The organism is Candidatus Bandiella numerosa (genome assembly GCF_029981845.1).
GTDB lineage: Bacteria > Pseudomonadota > Alphaproteobacteria > Rickettsiales > Midichloriaceae > Aquirickettsia > Aquirickettsia numerosa.
In genome coordinates this window covers 1183967-1201290 of the sequence record NZ_CP104164.1, presented here as the reverse complement: position 1 = coordinate 1201290, position 17324 = coordinate 1183967, and the positions used below count along the sequence as shown (strand labels likewise).

Annotated in this window: 15 protein-coding genes, 1 tRNA gene and 1 other RNA gene; 9 read left to right on the top strand and 8 right to left on the bottom strand. The window is 30.6% G+C overall.

The features are described 5' to 3' along the window. Window positions 1-90 precede the first annotated feature (90 nt). Both N3Z17_RS05740 and cydB read left to right on the top strand, forming a co-directional pair. The gene (locus tag N3Z17_RS05740) at window positions 91-1491 is read left to right on the top strand and encodes a cytochrome ubiquinol oxidase subunit I (protein WP_282471763.1); all 1401 of its coding nucleotides are present in this window, start codon (window positions 91-93) and stop codon (window positions 1489-1491) included. A gap of 3 nt (window positions 1492-1494) precedes the next feature. Then, window positions 1495-2514, top strand: coding sequence for a cytochrome d ubiquinol oxidase subunit II (gene cydB / locus N3Z17_RS05735; protein WP_282471762.1), 1020 nt, complete (start codon window positions 1495-1497; stop codon window positions 2512-2514). Window positions 2515-2581: 67 nt separating this feature from the next. On the opposite strand, the gene N3Z17_RS05730 is transcribed toward cydB, so the two are convergent. The 4 genes from N3Z17_RS05730 to rnpB form a co-directional block, all read right to left on the bottom strand. Then, window positions 2582-3349, bottom strand: a complete 768-nt coding sequence (locus N3Z17_RS05730; protein WP_282471761.1) for a DoxX family protein — start codon at window positions 3347-3349, stop codon at window positions 2582-2584. Between the two features lie 89 nt (window positions 3350-3438). Then, entirely contained in the window at window positions 3439-4149 is a 711-nt protein-coding gene (gene lptB / locus N3Z17_RS05725; RefSeq protein WP_282471760.1) for an LPS export ABC transporter ATP-binding protein, read from the bottom strand. Next, window positions 4136-4621, bottom strand: coding sequence for an LptA/OstA family protein (locus N3Z17_RS05720; RefSeq protein ID WP_282471759.1), 486 nt, complete (start codon window positions 4619-4621; stop codon window positions 4136-4138). The genes lptB and N3Z17_RS05720 overlap by 14 nt, the downstream gene beginning before the upstream one ends. A gap of 16 nt (window positions 4622-4637) precedes the next feature. Continuing rightward, window positions 4638-4991: RNase P RNA component class A (rnpB, locus tag N3Z17_RS05715), an RNA gene on the bottom strand. Window positions 4992-5132: 141 nt separating this feature from the next. Here rnpB and N3Z17_RS05710 point away from each other — a divergent pair. The 4 genes from N3Z17_RS05710 (at window position 5133) to N3Z17_RS05695 (ending at window position 9038) form a co-directional block, all read left to right on the top strand. Next, window positions 5133-6173 carry a rod shape-determining protein gene (locus tag N3Z17_RS05710; protein ID WP_282471758.1) on the top strand — a complete coding sequence of 347 codons (1041 nt, stop codon included), beginning with the start codon at window positions 5133-5135 and terminating at the stop codon, window positions 6171-6173. Continuing rightward, complete coding sequence (locus N3Z17_RS05705; RefSeq protein WP_282471757.1) at window positions 6174-7841, top strand: ribonuclease J; 1668 nt, start codon at window positions 6174-6176, stop codon at window positions 7839-7841. A 13-nt stretch (window positions 7842-7854) separates the two neighbouring features. Further along, a complete protein-coding gene (gene hemC / locus N3Z17_RS05700) occupies window positions 7855-8748 on the top strand; it encodes a hydroxymethylbilane synthase (protein ID WP_282471756.1) in 894 nt (297 codons plus the stop codon). Between the two features lie 92 nt (window positions 8749-8840). Beyond that, a complete protein-coding gene (locus N3Z17_RS05695) occupies window positions 8841-9038 on the top strand; it encodes a hypothetical protein (RefSeq protein WP_282471755.1) in 198 nt (65 codons plus the stop codon). Window positions 9039-9300: 262 nt separating this feature from the next. Here N3Z17_RS05695 and N3Z17_RS05690 read toward each other — a convergent pair whose 3' ends face one another. Both N3Z17_RS05690 and N3Z17_RS05685 read right to left on the bottom strand, forming a co-directional pair. Further along, a complete protein-coding gene (locus N3Z17_RS05690; protein ID WP_282471754.1) occupies window positions 9301-9927 on the bottom strand; it encodes a LysE/ArgO family amino acid transporter in 627 nt (208 codons plus the stop codon). Between the two features lie 50 nt (window positions 9928-9977). Further along, complete coding sequence (locus N3Z17_RS05685) at window positions 9978-11987, bottom strand: hypothetical protein (RefSeq protein ID WP_282471753.1); 2010 nt, start codon at window positions 11985-11987, stop codon at window positions 9978-9980. Between the two features lie 143 nt (window positions 11988-12130). Here N3Z17_RS05685 and N3Z17_RS05680 point away from each other — a divergent pair. The 3 genes from N3Z17_RS05680 (at window position 12131) to N3Z17_RS05670 (ending at window position 14423) form a co-directional block, all read left to right on the top strand. Then, window positions 12131-12207, top strand: a tRNA-His gene (locus N3Z17_RS05680). 16 nt (window positions 12208-12223) lie between these two features. Beyond that, window positions 12224-13369 (top strand): dGTP triphosphohydrolase, encoded by a 1146-nt coding sequence (gene dgt, locus N3Z17_RS05675; protein ID WP_282471752.1) that lies wholly within the window; start codon window positions 12224-12226, stop codon window positions 13367-13369. 67 nt (window positions 13370-13436) lie between these two features. Beyond that, a complete protein-coding gene (locus tag N3Z17_RS05670; RefSeq protein ID WP_282471751.1) occupies window positions 13437-14423 on the top strand; it encodes a magnesium transporter CorA family protein in 987 nt (328 codons plus the stop codon). Between the two features lie 84 nt (window positions 14424-14507). Here the strand turns inward: N3Z17_RS05670 and N3Z17_RS05665 are convergent, their stop codons facing one another. Then, window positions 14508-16748 (bottom strand): NADP-dependent malic enzyme, encoded by a 2241-nt coding sequence (locus N3Z17_RS05665; protein WP_282471750.1) that lies wholly within the window; start codon window positions 16746-16748, stop codon window positions 14508-14510. 20 nt (window positions 16749-16768) lie between these two features. Beyond that, the gene (locus N3Z17_RS05660) at window positions 16769-17320 is read right to left on the bottom strand and encodes a NifU family protein (protein WP_282471749.1); all 552 of its coding nucleotides are present in this window, start codon (window positions 17318-17320) and stop codon (window positions 16769-16771) included. Window positions 17321-17324: the final 4 nt, after the last annotated feature.

Sequence of the window (17324 nt, the reverse complement as noted above, 5' to 3'; positions counted from 1 at the left end):
TTGGCGATTTGCTTCTTCGTTATTAAGTTATTGATTTGTTGCTTAATAAATACTATGGTTAGCGTTGAGATAACTAGTTTAATGTTTCGTATGATTTTAAATTTAAGTGCAGAATTTTTATCAAGGATTCAGTTTGCATTTGTTATATCATTTCATATTATCTTTCCTTCTTTCACGATTGGCCTAGCTAGTTTGTTGGCTGTTTTAGAGGCTTTATGGCTAAAAACAAAACACCCTGTTTACATAGAGATATACAAATTTTTAATAAAGATATTTGCTGTTACTTTTGGTATGGGAGTGGTGACAGGGGTTGTTATGTCGTATCAATTTGGCACTAATTGGGCTGTATTTTCTGATAAGACCAGTAATGTGTTGGGACCACTTTTCGGATTTGAGGTTCTTACTGCATTCTTTTTAGAAGCTGGTTTTCTGGGTATTATGCTATTTGGATGGGGCAGAGTCAGTAATAAAATTCACTTCTTTGCAACGTGTATGGTTGCAATTGGAACGGTAATATCTGCATTTTGGATATTAGCAGCTAGTAGTTGGATGCATACGCCAGCAGGTTATGAAATAGGAAGTGATGGAATATTTTATCCAAAAAGTTGGATGAATATTATTTTTAACCCATCTTTTCCATATAGATTTTTTCACATGCTTTTTGCAGCATATTTAACTACAGCCTTTGTTACAGCAGGGATTGCATCATACTATCTTCTGAAAAAAAAATATTTAGAACATGCTAAAATCATGCTAACAATGGCTATCTTTTTTGTAGCAGTGCTAATTCCTATACAAATATTTGTTGGAGACAGTCATGGCCTTAATACGAAAGAATATCAACCAGCTAAAATTGCCGCAATGGAAGCAGTTTGGGATACAGAAAAAGGTGTTCCTTTAACGGTAATTGGATGGCCTGATGAAGAGGAAATGGTAACAAAATACGCACTCAAAATACCAAAAGTGGCTAGTGTAATTTTAACACACTCTCTAGATGGAGAAATTAAAGGCTTAAAATCATGGAAAAAAGAAGATAGACCGCCAGTAAAACTTGTTTTTTTCGGGTTTAGAATTATGGTGGGGATAGGCTTATTAATGCTATTTACTGCATATTTTGGAGTTTATCTATTTTTTAAAAAAAGATTATTTACATCAAGTAATTTTCATAAATGGTGCATGATAATATCCCCAATGGGATTTGTTGCTATATTATCTGGATGGGTGGTTACGGAGGTTGGAAGGCAACCATATATTGTATATGGCTTATTGAGAACTTCAGAAGCAGCATCTAATGTTGCTCCACATCAAGTATTATTTACACTGATACTTTTCTTCATTGTTTATATGTTTATGATGAGTTTTGGTATTTTTTACATATTCCAATTAGTCAAAATTGGCATCAAGCAGGGAGATTGGAGTAGCAAAAAAGAAGCAAGCTTAAAAACAAGTTATGTAAGAGATGTGTTTATAAAAATGTATAGCAAGGTGTAAAATATGATGGATTTCTCAAGCTTTTTAAATTTACCAATAATTTGGTTATGTATATTGGTTATATCAATATTTTTTTATGTATTACTGGATGGATTTGATCTGGGTGTTGGTATTTTATTACCGTTTGCACCTACAGAAGATTGTAGAGATACTATGGTTAACTCTATCTCCCCTTTTTGGGATGGAAATGAAACTTGGTTAGTGTTAAGCGGAGGAGTATTATTTATTGCATTTCCTTTAGCTTATTCAATAGTTATACCGGCCTTATACTTACCAATAATTTTAATGCTTATTGCGTTAGTATTTAGAGGAATGGCAATTGAATTTAGATCAAAATCCAGTCCAGCAAAGAAAAAAATCTGGAATGGCGCATTTCATTTTGGCTCATTGATAGCTGCATTTTTTCAAGGGATTGTGTTGGGCACAATTATACAGGGATTTGACGTTGAAGGAAGAGTTTATGCAGGTGGGGAATTTAGTTGGTTAACTGCTTTTTCAATTACAACTGGTATCTCCTTGGTTTTTGGATACATATTATTAGGTGCAACATGGCTAATATTAAAAACTGAAAAACATACTCAAGAATGGGCTAAAAAATGTGCATTATACTCTATGATATACGTACCAACTTTAATGGCCTGTATTAGCTTATGGATACCATTTATTGATGAAGAAATTTTTGATACATGGTTCAAAATTCCAAATATACTTTACTTATTACCAATTCCACTCATGACTGTTATAACTACATATTTTTTATATAAATCAATAATTGAAAATAATGAGTTAACACCATTTTTACTAAGTATTTTATTATTTTGCTTTGGTTTTGTTGGTTTTGGAATTTCACTATGGCCATGGGCTGTTCCTAGAAAGATAACTATTTGGGAGGCAGCGGCAGCACCTCAATCACTATCATTGATGCTTGTAGGTGTAGTGATAATATTGCCAATAATCTTAACTTATACTGGATATAGTTATTATGTATTCAGAGGTAAAAGTCAAAAAGGAAAAATATATTGATTGATGCAATGACTATGAATGACAATTTATGGATATAGCCAAAGTTTAAAATTGAGATCAATCTTAATTAAAATGTAATAAGTTTCCTCAGTAATTTTGGGGTTTTATTGTATTTTAATAAAAATTTATCAATACTAAATTCGCTGGGCTGAAAAAATGCAAATGAGAAGATAATTGATGACCATAATATTGGATAGTTCCAACCAGCGCTAGAAGTACTAACCCAAGCAAAATGATAACCATATTTTAATCCAAGGAATGTAGTTATTGCTAGATATAAGGTGAGTGTGATAGATCCAATTCTTGTTAAAAATCCACAACTAAATGCTAGACTGCAAAATAATTCTATAATTCCCGTAAATATCACTATTGCTGTTGCTATCCCAATTCCTAAATTATGAAAATCATCTATTCTTTTTGACTGTATCATAGTACCTTCAAATAATTTATCACAGAAATATGGTATAAAATCGTAGCCTAACAAAATTCTTATAAAAATACTAAGCCAATATAAGTGATAATCAGTATTTTGAAACCCTAATTTATAAATTTGATGAATACTTGATTTAGCAATGAGTATGAATTGAATAGCCTTAATGAAAAAAATCAAAATCAGTATGTATACGGGCATTTTAAAACCAATTAAACTGCAAAGCCTTAAATTTACAACAAGCGTAAAGCCAGCTAATAAAAATGATGGAACTGGCACAACTAATTCCATAACAATCAATATAATAGTTAATAGAGAAAAAGTTAAAACATTATATCCAAATTTCTCAACCATGAATGATGGGCTGTTTATCTCGTAAACTTGAAAAATAAAACTTAAACTCATTAATATCAGTTGTAGAAAAATTAAAGGCTTAAAATCAACTACTCGCATCAATCACAAACAATGAAATATTGAACCAGATTGTATATCTATTAAAAATTTTTTCCAAGGTAAATTCTACGAACTTGTTTATTTTTAACAATATTTTTACTGTCATCGCATGCAATGACACTCCCGTTATATAAAATATATGCTCTATCAATTAGGTTTAATGCTTCCTTTACGTTGTGGTCTGTAATCAATATTCCTATATTTTGCTTTTTTAAACTCTTAATTAAATTCATTAAATTATCAATTGCAATTGGATCAATTCCTGCCAGTGGCTCATCGAGTAAAATATACTTAGGATTTATCGCGACACATCTCGCTATCTCAAGTTTCCTTCTTTCTCCTCCGGATAAAGATATTGCATAAGAGGATCGTAAATGTTCAATAGAGAATTGAGCAAGTAATTCTTCTAATCTTTGCTCCCTATTGAGCTTATTTTTTTCTATCATTTCCAGAGCAACCATTATATTTTCTTGCACAGTCATACCCCTAAAAACAGATATCTCTTGCGGAAGATATGCAATTCCCAATTTTGCGCGGTATGACAACGATAAATTAGTTATGTCAATACCGTTGAAAAATATTTTACCAACATCTGGTTTTATTAAACCTGAAATCATGTGAAATGAAGTTGATTTGCCTGCACCGTTTGGACCTAACAAACCAACTATTTCAGAATTCTGAACTGATATAGTTACATTTTTAACAATCTTTTTCTTTGCATATGTTTTAGATAAATTCTCAGCTACCAACATTTTTATTTATTTTAAATTTTGCTTTTATTCGCCCTTTAATTTTATTATCAAACTTCTTTTTTGAACTTAATTTTGATACTTTAGTTTTTAAGTTATATGTGAAAATATCTCCATTTATTTCACTATTGTCTCCTTTATATATAACATTATCAATAATTTTTAAAGTATTGTCATTTTTTGTATATTCAGCTTTATCACCTAAAATTAGCTTATCACGCATTTGAAATTTGACATTATTTAAAAAATCAATTTTCTTCACTTCATTATTTTTAAAAAAAATAACTAATTTATCTGTTGAAACTTTAATATCACCTTGTTTAACGACTACATGATCAAAAAATTCTGCTTTTTTAGTAGCAAGGTCTATATCTAGATTTTTAGATTCAATATAAATATCTCCAATGCTTGAATCAAATGCATGCGAATGCAGGATCAATAAGAAAAACAGTATGAGAAAATTTAGTTTTAACATTATATTCATAAATTATAAGCACAGGTAGCCTATAAGCTGGGTTCTGTAAGTGCAAAACGCACCTGATGGTTATTCATCTCGATTTAATGTTACCATTAAACTCTAGCAATCTACCCGTGCTCTTAGCCTGGAATATGGCATTATTAAGCACTACTTGATCTTGCTTCTAGAGGGGTTTACCATGCATTCCTTATTACTAAAGAATCGGTAAGCTCTTACCTTACCATTTCACCCTTACCTACTGCTAGGCGGTATATTTTCTGTGGCACTTTCCCTAAAGTTACCTTTGCTGGGAGTTATCCAGCTCTATCATTCCATGAAGCCCAGACTTTCCTCTATATATAAATATAGCAACCATCTAGCTACCTGCTGTATCAAAATAAAGCAATTTTACTAAAAAATCTACATTGAATATATAATTAAGTTTGCAAAAATGTATTTTTTGGAATAGAAATGTGTATTCCTAAATTTTAAATGGGAATGTAACAACAGATAAAAATTAATAATAAAAATGTTTTCATCCTTACTAGGATTATTTTCATCTGACATGGCGATTGACCTTGGTACAGCAAATACGTTGGTATACGTTCCTAATCAAGGGATTGTGTTAAATGAACCATCAGTTGTTGCTCTGCTACATGAAAAGGGCTCTTATATTCCATATGCTTTTGGAAATGAGGCAAAAGCAATGTTAGGAAAAACTCCTGCAGATATTAAAGCAATAAGACCCTTAAAAGATGGAGTTATTGCAGAATTTAAAGGTGCAGAGGAGATGATAAAGTATTTCATTACCTCAGTTCATAAAAAAAGGAGCTTCTTTGCAAGACCTAGGGTTATAGTATGCGTACCATATGGCTCTACTCCTGTAGAAAGAAGAGCTATACAAGATGCTGTAGAAAGTGCAGGGGCAAGAGAAGTTTATTTAATATTTGAGCCTATGGCCGCAGCAATTGGCTCTAATTTACCAGTTACAGAAGCAACTGGATCAATGGTTGTAGATATAGGTGGTGGCACTACTGAAGTGGGGGTTATATGTCTTGGTGGTATAGTTTGTGCCCAGTCCGTTAGAGTAGGTGGTGATAGCATGGATGAAGCAATAATATCATACATAAGAAAAAGTCATAATTTATTTATTGGTGATTCAACAGCTGAAAGGATTAAGAAAGAGATAGGAACTGCAAAAAAGAGCACAAAGGATGAAAAAAGTATAGCAATTAAAGGAAGGGATGCAGCAACAGGCATACCAAGAGAAATTATATTAACTGAAACAAATATTGCTGATAGTATTGCTGATCCTGTATCACAAATAATAGATTCGGTAAAATTAGTTTTAGAGCAAGCTCCGCCAGAATTATCTTCAGATATTGCTGATAATGGTATAGTACTTACTGGTGGTGGCGCCTTATTAAAGCGCATGGACACGGTGATCAGTGAAGCTACAGGTTTAAATGTTCGAGTGGCTGATGAGGCATTAAACTGCGTTGTATTAGGAACTGGAAAAGTTTTGGAAGATTTTTCGCATTTTAGACACGTATTATTTCAACAAGATTAGATGAATTCAACTATCAATTTTAAAAAATTACAAAAAGAATTAATTTTTATTCCATTAGGTGGCTCTGGCGAAATAGGGATGAACTTAAATTTATATCACTATAATGGGAAGTGGATCATTGTTGATTTGGGTTTAGGTTTTGCAGAACCAGATTTACCAGGGGTTGATATTATAGTACCTAACATAAACTTTATTATTAAAGAGATTAAAAAGGATATTTTAGGTATAGTATTGACACATGCTCACGAAGATCACATTGGAGCGATTCAATATTTATGGTCCGAAATAGAATGCCCAATTTATGCAACTAAATTTACATCCCTCATAGTAAAATCCAAGTGTAAGGAGTATGGATTAACTAAAAAAATGAAATTTGTAGAGACCGTCTCAAATAAATCATTTCAATTAAATGATTTTAAAATAACATTAGTGCCAATCACTCACTCTATACCAGAAATGAATGGATTAGTTATAGAAACTGATAAAGGAAAAATATTTCATACAGGTGATTGGAAATTTGATAATGAGCCTGTAGTAGGCGAAGCTACTAACGAAAAAACTTTATCTGATATTGGAAAAAGTGGAATTTTAGCTTTAGTTGGAGATTCAACAAATATCTTTCATAAAAAGCATTCTGGTTCAGAAGGTGAGCTTGGTCGAAATTTGGAAAAATTACTCTGCGACTATCCTAACAATATGATTGTTGTAACTACTTTTGCATCAAATATAGCAAGATTGCTCTCATTAGTTAATGCAGCTAAAAAGGCTAAAAGAAAGATAATATTGCAAGGAAGATCATTATGGAAAATGTATACTGCAGCTAAAGAAGCTGGTTATTTACAAGAATCAATAATATATGATGAGAAGCATTTTAAAAAATTTAAAAGAGATGAAATTGTAGTAATATGTACTGGATGTCAGGGTGAAGCCCTAGCCGTGACCAATAAAATTGCCAATCAAACCCATCCACAAATTGCATTAAAAGAAAATGATGTGGTTATATTTTCGTCTAAAATTATCCCAGGAAATGAAAAAAGGATATATAATCTGTTCAATAAACTTGCTGAAATGAATGTAAATGTGTTAAGTGAGGCAAATGAATTTGTTCATGTATCTGGTCATCCTTCTGCTATAGAAGTTAAAAAAATGTTTGAGCTTATTAAACCACAAGTAGCAATACCAGTTCATGGAGAAGCAATTCACATAAATGAACATTGTAGAGTAGCAAAAAAATCTGGCGTTAAGCACACTATAAGTGTTAGAAATGGTGATGTTGTTGTCATTGATCCAAATGAAACAAAAAAAATTGGTAAGGTGGAAGCTGGACATTACATAATTGATGGAAATTTGATTTTAAATTCAGAAAGTATAATCATTAATAATAGAAAAACGCTGGGAAATAATGGAGCATTATTTGTTTCATTAATAATAAATAAGGTTAAAAAGAGCATAAGTCAGATTTTTATTTCTGCTCCAGGTGTATTAGAAGACGATTTAGATCAAGATATTTTGGATTCGCTAAAACTTAATGTATCGGAAACTTTTACTACTATATCAACTATAGATAAGAATAAAATTCAGAATTTACTTGAATTATCAATCAAAAAGCATATTAAAAAACTGATAAATAAATCACCTTTAGTTACTATAAATATCTTCTTTATCTAGATTTTGATTTGTTATGTTAATCAGAATAGCGACTAGAAACAGTCCTCTTGCAATAAATCAAGCATTATTAGTTGTTAAAGAACTTCAGCTTTACCATCGTGATATAAAATTTGAATTACTGAAATTGCAAACTCAGGGTGATATCCTACTTGACCATTCTTTGTCGAAGATAGGTGGTAAGGGATTATTTCTTAAGGAAATTGAGCAGGCATTAATTGATGGCAACGCTGATATAGCAGTGCATTCTATGAAAGATGTTCCTGCAAATCAAAATGAGCACCTGGAAATTAATTGTCTGTTAAAACGTGGCGATCCAAGGGACGCATTTGTCTCTCTTAAATATAAATCTTTCTTTTCCCTGCCAAGTGGTACAACGATTGGCACTTCATCGCACAGAAGGAAAGGGCAAATTTTAGCATTGAGGCCTGATTTGAAGGTGGTAAATTTAAGAGGTAATATCAATACTAGATTAAAAAAATTAAAAGAAGGTAAAGTAGAGTCAATAATACTAGCAGCTGCAGGATTAAAAAGAAATAATCTGAAAGAAGCCATAAATCACTATTTTAGTATTGATGAAATACTACCAGCTATTGCTCAAGGTGCTATAGGAGTACAAAATATAAAAGGGAACGATAAGATCAATAAAATGCTAAAACCTCTGAATCATAAAGCAACTCAGATAATGATTAATTCAGAAAGGGCATTTTTAAAATCCTTTAATGGTGATTGTTCAACTCCAATAGCATCCTATTGCAGTATATATGGCGATAAATTAGTGTTAAAATCAGGCTATTTTAATGAAAATGGTAGCTCACAATTTTATATAGTTGAAGAAAGCAATTTAAATGATGGAAGTGTTTTGGGAAAAGAATCAGCAGAAAAAATAAAAAAAATAATATTTTATTAAAAAAATTCTTTTATACAAAAAAAAAGCTATCTTTAATAAGGATTTTATGATAGTTTCCTTCAATATAATTTTTAATATAACAGGTTTTAAACATGAACTTTAAAAACATTTCAATTTGTCTTACATTACTAGTTGCATTAACAGCTGTAACTGCTGCTAACGCTACACAAAAACAAATTCAGTCTACTGACCTAGTTGAGCAGGATGCTGATGCAGCTAATGCAGGTGACGATGTTAACGCTGCTGATAAAAAAGCTGCTGCTGACAAAACAACTGCTGCTAAAAAATAATACTTTTTCGTAAGCTAAAAAGCCTGATTTATTAATTAATAAATTGGGCTTTTTTTAATTTAGGAATTAATTAATAGGAATATATATTGTTCCATCTGATTCGAGTTCACCACAGCTACTTGTATTATGTCTTATTGGATATGAAAATAAGCCATTACTAGAACATAAGCCAATTAGACTCTTTTCACCTTCTGAATGTTGTATTTTAATATCAGATTAATTTATAATAGCTGCAAAATTTAAAGCAAATAGTTAGTTTGTATTAAAAAATTTCACTGAAAATTTGTTTTGCTAAGTACAGTGCTGTTAAAAATATTAATATTGCAGCTATTTTGTTTAATAATTTGATGTAGTACCCTGTCTTATCTAATTTACCTAATTTATTTCCAGCATAAGCTAATCCAAAAAACCAAAACCACGCCACCACTATACAGCTCAAAGTATATGCTAATTTTGCAATACCACTATATTGTATTGAATTACCACCTATGACAATAATCGTATCAGTGATTGCATGAGGGTTTAATATTGATACAGAAATAGTAAATATAATTTGTTTTTTAGCAGAATAAGCTTTAAATTCACTTCTTATTTTTGAAGATGCCATGTTCCAGTTTGTATAAGAGATATACAACAAAAAGAACAAGCCGATAACCATTAATGTTAATTTAAGCCATAATAATTCTAAAATTAATAGTGAAGCCCCTAAAACACTAATAATAATTAAGAAAGTATCGCAAATTGATGCAACTATTATACATGGGACAATATTTTTTAAATTTTTTTGAGCAATACTTTGATTCAAAATGAATATATTTTGCATTCCAAGTGGCATTATTAATCCCAATCCCAAAATAAAGCCATTTATGATTGAATAAAACACATCCATGGTATCATATTAATTGCATAGTATTATTACAATACCGTGGAATTCTATCTTTAAAGTTCTGCTAAATCAATATTATAATTATTTGTTTTAGGATTATCACATTCGCTACAACCAATTATATAGTATTCATTATTTGGAATAATAAATGTATATATTCCCTTAAAAGGTGTAGCTATAATTTCTTTTGGAACTTTTGGGGTATCTACAATATAACTTTTGATTTTATTATCATAAATTGGTGTATCAATAATTAATTTTCCAATACTATCAAAATCATCTTCGTCTTCACTTTCTTCATTATTTTCGTCATAAAGATTATCAAAGATGTTTTTAACTATTTTTGATTGTAGAGTCAAAACTGGAAGTTCCTTATGCAATAATTCATTTAAATGTTTATTTGCTTTTTCAGTTAATTTAATAATTACAGATCGTTGATGCCAATAATGATAGGCGCTCCATAGTATAAAAAATATAAATTCGGCGGTTATTACTGTCACACCTCCTTTTATAAATGCAGTTGTTGGGTTTTCCTTAGGCTCATTATTACTATCTTCATTTAACTTTTTCTCATTTTTTTTATCATCTAGGTTTTTTTCTTCAATTTTTTCTTTACTAGGTTTTTTGCCTACGTAAATATATTGATAATTTTTTATTGTTAGCTTTTTTGTATTGTTACTATATTTGTAAAGTACATCATATTGTAATAAGGGATTATTAAGGGTACCTTTGTGTAAGTAATATTCATAGGAATTATCGCTAATATAAGCTTTATTTGAAGATTGGTGAATGGTACTAAGATTTTCTGTGATACCATATAATGAATTATTATTGGTATTGTAAGAAGATTGAAAATCTATGATTTTTTTTACTAAATCTGCAGCTTTTTGATCTTCATTACTAGGTTTTGCACTTAAATAATTTGATAGGTTGGAAATGAAATTATGGTGATTTTCTGCTACTTCATTTTGAGTATCATTTTGATAACTATCAATTAGATCTCCTAAATCGTTAATTATAACTGGTAGATTTGGTTGCAAAAAATCATATACTATAGTAGCAACTTCATTATTACATAGCCCACTATTTCTGCTGAGAATCATAGTGCCCCAAAATGGAATTTTTGGAAGTAAGTTATGGTTACCCCTTCCATATGATTCATAGAAATTTTCTGCATATCTTTGCCAATCTCCACTTGAATATATCCCAATCCAAAAATTATTGTCTATATAATGGTTAAAGACGTCTATTCTTAAATTTAAATTTTGGCCAAATAAATTATTAGCAACGTCTATATTTTGATCTGAGGCAAGATATTCAAGAAATTGCAATTTCATACTATTGTCTAAAAATTTAAACTTTTCTATATCCCTTATTGCTTCTTGATATTTTATTTCTTTGAGGAATTTTAATATTTCATATGAATCACTATTTTTATTTGCAACATCAATAATATAATTGTTCAATAAATTTTCTGATTTATTAAGAGTAGCTTTAGCTTTGTCTAGTTTTTTTAAAATGATAGATTGCAATAAAACTAAAGAATTTTTTAATACTTCCTTATTTCTTGTTAGGCCTTCAATTTCTTGTGATGTGGTATCGTAAAAACTTTTACTGTCTGGATCCTGTTCACCCCAATAATTTGGAGCAAATTTCGCTTTAAAAGCTTCCTTATTTTTTTTTGTAATTCTAATTTGATTTAATTTTTCTTCAATATCTTCATAAAAGGTACGATACAAACTTTTTATTTCATTAGTAATATCCTGATTTGAAAGAATTTCATCGTTGTAATACTTATATACATGCTTTTCCTCATCAAAGTAAGATTGAATGAATGATAGTGATTTTGATAGTGATTTCCTAAAATAGTTATTTGAATTACTCTCTGTGTTACTCAAAAATTGACTTGTATTATGTTCGCTTGAGCTTAAATCAATTGGATTTATATTAGATTCATTTGAATCGTTATTATTATTATTTTGAGGTTGATTATTAGTACTGCTATTATTTTCGTTACTAATTTTGCTTGAGTCTAATGTAATATTATTTTTTTCTTCCTTCATAAGTAAACATTTATAATATCTTGCTACCTTAAGTATATATAGCTTAAAGTTTTATTCTAGAAAATAATTATATTACCCAATAATATGAAAGGTTTTCTTGATTTTTTTATGATTTACATATATTTAGTTATTATGAAATTATGGCGGGTATAGCTCAGCTGGTTAGAGCGCAAGTTTGTGGAACTTGAGGTCGCGGATTCGAGCTCCGTTACTCGCCCCATCTTTATACAATTAGCATGGAAATAGAGAAATTTAGAGATCTAGGCATCTTCAGGTCAAATGGAAGAATTTATCAAGAGCAAATTCAGTATAATTTTTTGGAAGATAAATTTAGAATAATAAATTCAAAAGCTTTTAGAAGGCTAGAATATAAAACTCAGGTTTTCATTAATTACACTGGAGATCATTATAGGACAAGGCTAACTCACTCATTGGAAGTAAGCCAAATTGCCGTTTATATAGCTAGAGAGCTAGGAGTAAACGAGGAACTTGCTGAGGTGATTGGTTTGTCGCATGATATTGGTCATCCTCCCTTTGGTCATGCTGGAGAAAAGGCACTTAATGAAGTTGCTGAAGAATTTGGAGGATTTGATCATAATATTCATGCTATAAAGATTATTACAACTTTGGAAAAGAGCTCATCAAAATATAAAGGTCTTAATTTAACGCTTGAAACAATTGACGGAATTTTAAAACATAATGGGCCAATCATTGAAAAAGGAAAATGCGATAAATTGAGTAAAGTTTTTAATAATTTTCCAGTTAATTATAAAAACAATGCTTCATTAGAATCGCAAATAGCTGCTCTTGCTGATGATATTGCTTATACAAAGCATGATATTGATGATGGAATAAGAGCTAAATTTATAGATATTGAGGCGCTTGGAGAATTACAGTTATTTAGAATTATCGGTTTTAATGATATTATAGAAAGTGAAGCCTCAAATAAAGAGATTTTGCTGAAGACATTATTGTCCAATCTGAGTACGTTTTTAATAACCGATTTACTAAATCAAACAATTAACAACATCAAGAATTATGGTGTCAGTAATATTCAGGATATTTACAATTGCAAGCAATTGATTGTAGAATTTTCAAAACCAATTAAAGAAAAATTTTTAGAATTAAAAAGTTTTTTGTTTATAAATGTATATAAAAATCACCAAGTAAATAGAATTAATCATAAAACACAGACAGTTATAAAAGATTTATTTAATCATTTTATGAGTAATCCAGAAACCTTACCAAAATCATGGCAGGATAGTATTAACGTAAGTTCTGATGCGCTATTATCTGAAATGGTGATTAATTATATAGCTGGTATGACTGATAGATTTGCAGTAATTGAGCATAAGAAGATATTTGATTTATATCACTATTAACCCTTACAATATTTCTAATATGTGGTATATTGTATAGAAGTAAAAGTTTTAAAATATTCTATTAAGCATGATTGTAGTTATTTATAGAAACAAAGATAAGGTCATTGAGAAAAGAGAAATAAAAATAAATGATCCATTACCTGACAACACAATCTGGATAGATCTTATAGAACCTGAACCAAGTGAAGAAAAATATATAGAAAAAATACTGAATATTGAAGCTCCGACAGAAGAGGAAATGGATAAATTTGAAGTCATAAGTCCCTTTTATATGGAGAAGGATGTTGAATATATGACGGTAACAATAATGGATAAAGCATGTGAAGATTATCCTGACAGTACTGCCATAACATTTATTATGACGAACGAATATCTGGTTACAACTAGGTATGATAAACCAAAGTCATTTGATTATCTGAATTCGTGGATTAATAGAAATAAGGATAAAGTTTTTACTCCAGAATATGTGTTGACAACAATCATTGACTTTGTTGTAAATTGTTGCGCAGATATTTTAGAAGAAGTAGGTAACGAAATAGATAATTTGTTAAAGGTAGTATTTGAAAAGCCAATAGATAGAAAAAAGAACTCCTCTGAATTTTATAATGATATAATCAGAAGGATAGGGAGTACAGGAACAATTATATCGAAAAATAGGGAAAGTTTGGTAAGTTTAAATAGGATGATAATTTATTTTAGCCAAATAGATAATGCAAGGTACATGAATAAAAAGGACTCAAGACTTAGAATAAAACATATTTCAAGGGAGATTAGTTCACTTGGTGAATATGCAAATTTTTTATCTCAGAGGAATAGCTTTTTATTAGATGCGACACTTGGTATGATATCTGTGGAGCAGAATCTAATCATTAAGGCTTTTACTATAGCTGCTGCAGTATTCATGCCGCCAACATTAATGGCTAGTATATATGGGATGAATTTTCATTATATGCCTGAACTTAGCTTCAAATATGGATATTCACTTGCACTTGTATTAATAGTTATAACGGGGATAATACCATATCTATATTTCAAAAGAAAAGGTTGGTTATAAATTCATAATTAGCTATCAACACCGTTTATTATCTGTTATACTTGCGCGATTATTAGAAACCTTTTAAGACGGCATCAAAGTTCCTTATATGCTCACTGCTATGGCTGCAAAATTTAAAATATCAGCTGAGGTTGCATTCATTGGAAGTATTTGAACAGATTTGCTAAGGCCACATAACATTGGACCAATTGTTTTAGCTTGACCAAATTGCGCCAATAATTTTACTGCAACATCTGCGCTACTAAGGGATGGCATAATAAGAATATTAGCAGGGTTTTTAAGCCTGGAAAATGAATACATATCATTCTTACTAGGATTTAAAGCAAACTCAATAGATATTTCTCCTTCATATTCAAAATCAACATGCTTCATATCTAATATCTTAACAGCATCTGCCACTTTTTTTGCTTCCAAGCTATTTGAGCTTCCAAAATTTGACGATGATACCAAAGCAATCCTAGGGGTTAATCCTAATTTACTAACCTCAGCTGCACTTTGAATTGCAATGTCTGCTAACTTTTCACTTGAAGGATTTTCATTAATTGTAGTATCAGCGATGAATATATTTCTATCGTCAATTGTGACAATGCTTAAAGCAAAAAGCGTATGATTCGTTCTGATGTCAATTACTCTAGTTATCTCATCAAGAGTTCTTGAGTAACTTCTAGTGATGCCAGTTACTAGAGCATCTGCCTTTTTATGGATTATCATCTCAGCTGCGAATATATTTCTATCTCTGTTTACAAGTCGTATGCAATCCCTATAAACAAAACCTTTTCTTTGGAATCTTTGATATATATGATTTGCAAAATCTTTAGTATCTTCTGATAAAGCTGCATTCATAATTTCTATTCCAGAGGAAGAAATATTAAGCTGTTTTAATTTCATGTTAATTACGTCTTCTCTACCAATTAGAATTGCTGTGCCATATCCAAATTTATTCCAGTCAGATGCAGCTCTTAATACCTGATCCTCCTCACCCTCTGCAAATATTACTTTTTTAGGATTTTTATAAGTATTGGCAAAAAATTTATCCATAATTTTTGTTGATGGATTTAATCTGCCAGAAAGTTTTTTTCTATAAGCGTCAAAATCTGTAATTTTTTCTCTTGCTACTCCTGAATCAATCGCTGCCTTTGCTACAGCTATAGAGACTTCTTCCATAAGTCTTGAGTCAAATGCAATTGGAATTATATAGTCTGGACCAAATGCGCAATTTCCACCAATACATGACTCATGGACTTCTTCAGTAATTTCTGCTCTAGCCAAATTTGCCAAAGCGTGTGCAGCCGCAATTTTCATTTCGTCATTTATTGTTGTTGCTTTTACGTCAAGTGCGCCCCTAAATAAATATGGAAAACAAATAAAATTATTAACCTGGTTTTTATAATCTGACCTTCCTGTTGCAACAATTGCATCATTCCTAACTTCATACACTTCTTCTGGAGTAATTTCAGGTTCAGGATTAGCCATGGCAAAAATAATTGGTTTATTAGCCATACTTTTAACCATACTTTTCGATACAGCACCTTTTGCAGAGACACCAATAAATACATCAGCGCCGTGCATTGCTTCTTCTAGTGTTCTTAATTTTGTATCAACAGCTATATTATCTTTCCATTTATTCATCCCGTCTGTTCTACCCTTATAAATCACTCCTTTTGTATCACAGGTAATAATGTTCTCTTTTTTTACTCCTAATGTAATTATTAAATTTATACAAGCAATTGCTGCTGCTCCTGCGCCATTGACAACAATTTTTATATCCTCAATTTTTCTTCCAGTAATGTAGGTAGCGTTAATAAGACCTGCAGTAGTAACTATTGCAGTTCCATGTTGGTCATCATGGAATACAGGAATGTCTAAGCATTTCTTTAATTCTTCTTCAATAATAAAGCACTCAGGAGCTTTTATATCCTCTAAATTTATTCCACCCCAACTTACCGCTATTTTTTTAACTATTTCAATAAATTTCTCTGGGTCAGTTTCGTCAACTTCTATATCAATAGAATTAATATCAGCAAAACGTTTAAATAATGCGGCTTTACCCTCCATTACAGGTTTAGATGCAGCTGCTCCTAAATTTCCCAATCCAAGAACCGCAGTTCCATTACTAATTACTGCCACAAAATTTCCTTTTGAGGTGTATTCATAAATTTTATTAAAATCCTTATATATTTCTCTGCATGGCTCTGCCACGCCTGGACTATATGCTAGTGATAAATCATGCTTGTTGATCAATTTTTTTGGTAAGCTTATTGCAATTTTACCCTTTGGATCTTGAGAGTGAAAATCTAATGCTTCTTTGTATAATTTATTATCCATAATATAGCTCCTACTTAAATTTATATTGATTCAACTGATTCAACTTCAGGAATGTAATGCTTTAGCATATTTTCAATGCCTTGCTTTAATGTTATCGTCGAGCTGGGGCAACCCTGACATGCGCCATGTAATTCTAAATAAACAATTCCATTTTCAAATTTATTATATACAATGTCACCGCCATCTTGTGCTACCGCTGGTCTAATTTTTGAATCTAGAAGCTCAATGATTTGTTCTTCTATTTTTGAATTTGACTTATTTTTCTTTTTCTTATCAGTATTAACTTCATTAACCACAGGTAGGCCTGCAATAAAATAATCTACAAGATTGGATAATATAAATGTTTTAATCTCATCCCAATTGATGTTTTCATTTTTTGTGATGGATATAAAATCATTTCCAAAAAACACAGATTCAATACCATTTATTTCAAATAGTTGCTTGGCAAGAGATGATTCTTTACAGTCATCATTTTTATTAAATTGACGTGATGAACCATGTTTTATGACATCAATACCAGGAATAAATTTTAAGGTATTAGGGTTTGGAGTATCTTGTGTTTGTATGAACATAGCT

Coding starts and splice junctions, on each gene's coding strand:
- cydB (WP_282471762.1), top strand. CDS start 1,495: ATGATGGATTTCTCAAGCTTTTTAAATTTACCAATAATTTGGTTATGT.
- hemC (WP_282471756.1), top strand. CDS start 7,855: ATGTTAATCAGAATAGCGACTAGAAACAGTCCTCTTGCAATAAATCAA.
- N3Z17_RS05695 (WP_282471755.1), top strand. CDS start 8,841: ATGAACTTTAAAAACATTTCAATTTGTCTTACATTACTAGTTGCATTA.
- N3Z17_RS05665 (WP_282471750.1), bottom strand. CDS start 16,748: ATGGATAATAAATTATACAAAGAAGCATTAGATTTTCACTCTCAAGAT.
- N3Z17_RS05720 (WP_282471759.1), bottom strand. CDS start 4,621: ATGTTAAAACTAAATTTTCTCATACTGTTTTTCTTATTGATCCTGCAT.
- N3Z17_RS05690 (WP_282471754.1), bottom strand. CDS start 9,927: ATGGATGTGTTTTATTCAATCATAAATGGCTTTATTTTGGGATTGGGA.
- N3Z17_RS05740 (WP_282471763.1), top strand. CDS start 91: ATGATTTTAAATTTAAGTGCAGAATTTTTATCAAGGATTCAGTTTGCA.
- lptB (WP_282471760.1), bottom strand. CDS start 4,149: ATGTTGGTAGCTGAGAATTTATCTAAAACATATGCAAAGAAAAAGATT.
- N3Z17_RS05705 (WP_282471757.1), top strand. CDS start 6,174: ATGAATTCAACTATCAATTTTAAAAAATTACAAAAAGAATTAATTTTT.
- N3Z17_RS05685 (WP_282471753.1), bottom strand. CDS start 11,987: ATGAAGGAAGAAAAAAATAATATTACATTAGACTCAAGCAAAATTAGT.
- N3Z17_RS05710 (WP_282471758.1), top strand. CDS start 5,133: ATGTTTTCATCCTTACTAGGATTATTTTCATCTGACATGGCGATTGAC.
- N3Z17_RS05670 (WP_282471751.1), top strand. CDS start 13,437: ATGATTGTAGTTATTTATAGAAACAAAGATAAGGTCATTGAGAAAAGA.
- dgt (WP_282471752.1), top strand. CDS start 12,224: ATGGAAATAGAGAAATTTAGAGATCTAGGCATCTTCAGGTCAAATGGA.
- N3Z17_RS05660 (WP_282471749.1), bottom strand. CDS start 17,320: ATGTTCATACAAACACAAGATACTCCAAACCCTAATACCTTAAAATTT.
- N3Z17_RS05730 (WP_282471761.1), bottom strand. CDS start 3,349: ATGAGTTTAAGTTTTATTTTTCAAGTTTACGAGATAAACAGCCCATCA.